This is a genomic window from Methylotuvimicrobium sp. (assembly GCF_050611805.1).
Taxonomy (GTDB): Bacteria; Pseudomonadota; Gammaproteobacteria; order Methylococcales; family Methylomonadaceae; genus Methylotuvimicrobium.
The window spans coordinates 1-4,128 of record NZ_JBNGHF010000104.1; the positions used below are offsets into that span (position 1 = coordinate 1).

The 4,128-nt window shown below is 47.3% G+C and carries 3 protein-coding genes and 1 pseudogene; 3 read left to right on the forward strand and 1 reads right to left on the reverse strand.

Translation table 11 applies throughout. The annotated features are described in order from the left end of the window. Window positions 1-424: 424 nt before the first annotated feature. Both ACRJJO_RS21775 and ACRJJO_RS21780 read left to right on the forward strand, forming a co-directional pair. Window positions 425-1,267 (forward strand): annotated as a pseudogene (locus tag ACRJJO_RS21775) (PAS domain-containing protein); the annotation flags it as partial. Between the two features lie 18 nt (window positions 1,268-1,285). Then, the gene (locus ACRJJO_RS21780; protein ID WP_431067658.1) at window positions 1,286-2,575 is read left to right on the forward strand and encodes a putative bifunctional diguanylate cyclase/phosphodiesterase; all 1,290 of its coding nucleotides are present in this window, start codon (window positions 1,286-1,288) and stop codon (window positions 2,573-2,575) included. A gap of 133 nt (window positions 2,576-2,708) precedes the next feature. Here ACRJJO_RS21780 and ACRJJO_RS21785 read toward each other — a convergent pair whose 3' ends face one another. Beyond that, the gene (locus tag ACRJJO_RS21785) at window positions 2,709-3,482 is read right to left on the reverse strand and encodes a TPR end-of-group domain-containing protein (protein WP_431067656.1); all 774 of its coding nucleotides are present in this window, start codon (window positions 3,480-3,482) and stop codon (window positions 2,709-2,711) included. A gap of 238 nt (window positions 3,483-3,720) precedes the next feature. Between ACRJJO_RS21785 and ACRJJO_RS21790 the strand changes: the two genes are divergently transcribed. Beyond that, window positions 3,721-4,029: a DUF2288 domain-containing protein gene (locus tag ACRJJO_RS21790; RefSeq protein WP_431067657.1), complete on the forward strand. Its 309-nt coding sequence runs from the start codon at window positions 3,721-3,723 to the stop codon at window positions 4,027-4,029. The last annotated feature ends 99 nt before the right edge of the window (window positions 4,030-4,128 follow it).

Consider the following 4,128-nt stretch of genomic DNA (forward strand, 5'->3'; position numbering starts at 1 on the left):
ATGCTCAGGGCAAGAGCTTCCTGAGACCGACACAAGCTCCGCACATTCTCAATCAACCCCGACTCGCTCGTTCAATCTTTCTTGATTGTCGGGAAGCTAGAGCTTCCTGAACAGGTTACCCAAGCTGGAGCTTGGGTAACAGCATATTTTAGTTTTTGCGACTACGACTGGCCCCTGCTCGGACACTTGGCTTCGGCAAGCTGAAGCATCTTGCTAATCAAGTAACTTAATGAAAGCAGCCTATAAGAAAAATCCTACAAACTACTTCGTTTATCTTGCTTTTTTTAAAGAAAGTCTCCGATTATATCAATGGGTATAAAACCGTATATTAGGCGCGGTTTTCCGTTCGCGAGGCACTATGCACTATCCTACGAAGCTAAATTACGATGACATGGCTGTTTTGTTGGACATCCATGAAGACTTGATGACCTGGAATACCGATGAGTCCTTGGTATTGCAAAAGCTTTGCGAAAAACTGCAGTCGGCTTTTAACTCATGCCTGATCTGGGGCGGATCGATCGACGAAGATGCGCAATTGATTATCAAAGGCGCGGCCGGCGAAGGTTCGGAGCGGATTAGAGGCGCCATTCTTAACGATGTCAAGTTATCCGATTATCGGCCGATCAGGGAATGCATCGAGACGCTTTTGCCGATTACCGTGCAAAACGGGTTAATCGAATTCCATAGTCAAGTATTCGAAACATTACCGCCGGATATTCGCACGGCACGCTTCGATTTGTATCCGTTAACGTCGGAATCGCAGTGCGTCGGCTTGCTTGGCATAAGTGCGAAAAGCTATAAGAACCGGAAGCAATATCCGAATACGCTGTTTCAACTGACCGCTCAGCACGCCGGATTCGCTTTGGGTATGTTAAAGACTTTCGTCGCCAAGGATAAGGCCCAAAACAATTTAAAACTTGCCGCTGCCGTATTCGATAGCTCGTTGGAAGGCATATTCATTACCGATACTAACGGCACAATACTAGCCGCCAACGATGCGGTAACGCGTATTACCGGTTATGCTCCCTCCGAATTGATCGGTCAAAATCCTCGTTTGTTAAAGTCCGAACGGCACGGTAAAGACTTTTACATGGCGTTGTGGGCGGCAGTTTACTCGCATAACCAATAGGAAGGCGAAATTTGGAATAAAAGGAAAAACGGCGAAATTTATCCGGAGTGGCTGAGCATTTCTGCCATTAAAAACGAGTACGGACAAGTGCAAAATTACATCGGCATTTTTATCGACATTTCCAAGCAAAAAGAAGCGGAAAACCGCCTGGCATATTTGGCCTATCACGACAAGCTCACCGGCCTGCCGAACCGCGATCTGTTCTACGATCGATTAAATACCGCGATTCTGCAGGCAAAACGCCATCAAGTCGAAATTGCGGTCTTGTTTATCGATCTCGATCATTTCAAGTACATCAACGACACATTCGGTCATACCTCGGGCGATATCGTGCTGCAACAAGTGGCGGCGCGATTAACAATGTGTTTGCGCGAAACGGATACATTGGCACGCATGGGAGGCGATGAATTCACAGTCGTATTACAAGATTTCGACAATCGCGGCGATGTAGAAACGACCGCGCAACGAATTCTTAAGTCGTTAAGCGCACCGTTAATCTTGGAAAATCAGGAACTGTATATTTCAGCGAGTATCGGTATTAGTTTTTTTCCCGAAGACGGCGGCAATCCTGCCTTATTGATGAAGCACGCGGATACCGCGATGTATAGCGCGAAAAACAGCGGTAGGAAGTGCCTGCATTTTTTCCGGTCCAGCATGGAAGGTTATTCGCTGAAACGTATCGAAATGGAGCAGCAGCTTCGCCAGGGTTTGGAGCGAAACGAATTTAAATTATATTATCAACCGCAAATCAATCTTGAGAGCGGTCGCATTATCGGTGCCGAAGCCTTGATCCGCTGGCAGCATCCCGAAAAAGGCCTATTGCCGCCTAGTCAGTTTATTGCTATCGCCGAAGACACCGGGTTGATAGAGCCGATCGGCGAATGGGTATTGCGAGAAGCGTGGAGTCAGCGTCAAGGCTGGCACAGGTCCGGTTGGGAAGATTTTAGAATCGCGGTCAATTTATCGGCCCATCAATTCAACCGAACTAGTCTCGTTAAAACGATTGCCGACGTTTTGTGCCGATCCGATATCGACCCTGCTATTTTGGAGTTGGAATTGACCGAAACCGTTGCGATGCAGGATGTCGGTAAAACCTTAAATATTTTGAATGAGTTAAAAAAATTCGGTGTGCAATTGTCGATCGACGACTTCGGAACCGGTTACTCGTCACTATTGTATTTACGGCAATTTCCGATCGATCGCCTAAAAATCGATCGTACTTTCGTCGCCAATATTGCCCATAATCCAAACGAGGCAGCGATTGTAGTCGCGATTATCGCGATGGCACATAGCATGGGGTTGGAGGTTATCGCCGAAGGGGTGGAAACTAAAGGTCAATTGAGTTTTTTAAAGATGCACGGCTGCAATGAAGCGCAAGGTTATTTAATGGGGAAGCCGATGTCAGGACCGGCATTATTCTCACGGTTACAACAGGAAGCGCGCTGAACGGTCGTATACCTTGTAGGGTGAGAACGTATCTTCATGCGGCATTTAGGGGCCTATTCACGCTTAGGTGTGAACGATTCCGGGCGATTCGTGCTTGTTGCCCCGAACCGTTCACAGGATGTGTTGATAGAGATTATTTTTTGTATTCTTCCTCAGTCGGTGTTTCGACGGTAGTCGGCTTTTCTTGGACTGGGGCCGCTTTTTCCGGCTCGGCGATCGGTTCTTTTGTTTCGGCTGCGGGCTGCTGCGAAGATGCTTCGACTTCCGGTTCGGCTGTTTTTTCCTCGGGAGTTGGTTCCGGTTTCTCCTGCACTTTCAACGACTCGACAAAATCGATAAACCAATGGTGTGATTTCATGTTATCGAGATCGGAATCGGCGAGAATGTCGTCGACCGACGGCAAACTGCCATGGTCGCGTGAATCTTCCAGTGCGCTCAAGCACGCTTCTTGGTCGTTGCGTAGCGCATAAATACAAGCCAGATTATAGGATGCCGAACCCGATTGTATAAGATTCGCCTCTTGAAACAACGCTAATGCATTGTCGTACAAGGAGTCTTTCGGTGCTGCACCTTTTAGTCGTGCCAAGTCCATATAGACGACGCCGCCGTCGATTGCCGCGCCCAATGAATCGGCATTGATCATGCGGCAAAATGAAAATTTTTCGATTGCCTCCTGGTAAAGTTTGACAGCTTCGTCGCCGGTTTTCGTTTTGGCTTGATGCAGCAGTGCAAAACCCCAGTTGTATAAGGTTTCGGTAAACAGTAGATCCTTATCGATCACTTCGCTAAACCCTTTATAAGCGCTGTCGAAATGGTGATCTGCCTCAGCGCCTTCTCTTTTCCGCGCTTTATTGACATGACTGATGGCCGCTTTTAATTTGGATTTACGAAAAAAAGATCCGATCATAAAAATATCCTCGCTATGTTTGTGCGTTCGCATCCCAAAAACCGTTAGGCGGGCGACGCTTCGTTATAAATGATATAGAATAACAGCTTGATTTTTCGACTACATCATTAATTTATCGCGATTGGTAATTATTCAGCATAAGTCATGTATGAGAAGGTGCCTGACACCAACCTACCGCATGCGCTGAATAGTTACCGCGATTGCGATTAATTCAATTCTATCTTGAATATTCGATCTTATGACAGCTACGCTAACAACTGCCGATCACGAACTTGCCAAAGCTAAACTTAATCTCGAGACCTCGCAAATCCCCTGGAGGGAGTTGCAGCGTTTTTTCGCATCGGGCTTGGCGATTCACGTCTCAGAAGGTTTGGACTTGGTCGAGGCGGCCTATCAAATAGCCTCAGACAATAAAGACCAGGTCGAGCAGTGGTTAAATTCACGACAAGTCGAACAGGTCTCCGATCAACAAGCCTTAACGTGGTACCAAGCAAACACTGAAGTATGGGCCGTCGTCGTCAAGCCCTGGATATTGGTTCAAGAGTAATTCGTAATGCGCCTCGCCTTGATCGGGTCTCAGGTACAGTTTTATCCTAACGTTCATGAAGGCCTGGCCATCGCCCCGGCAAATGAAAGTTCTCTGGTG

Excerpts from the sequence above, each read along its gene's own strand:
- ACRJJO_RS21785 (WP_431067656.1), bottom strand. The coding sequence starts at position 3,482 with ATGATCGGATCTTTTTTTCGTAAATCCAAATTAAAAGCGGCCATCAGT.
- ACRJJO_RS21790 (WP_431067657.1), top strand. The coding sequence starts at position 3,721 with ATGACAGCTACGCTAACAACTGCCGATCACGAACTTGCCAAAGCTAAA.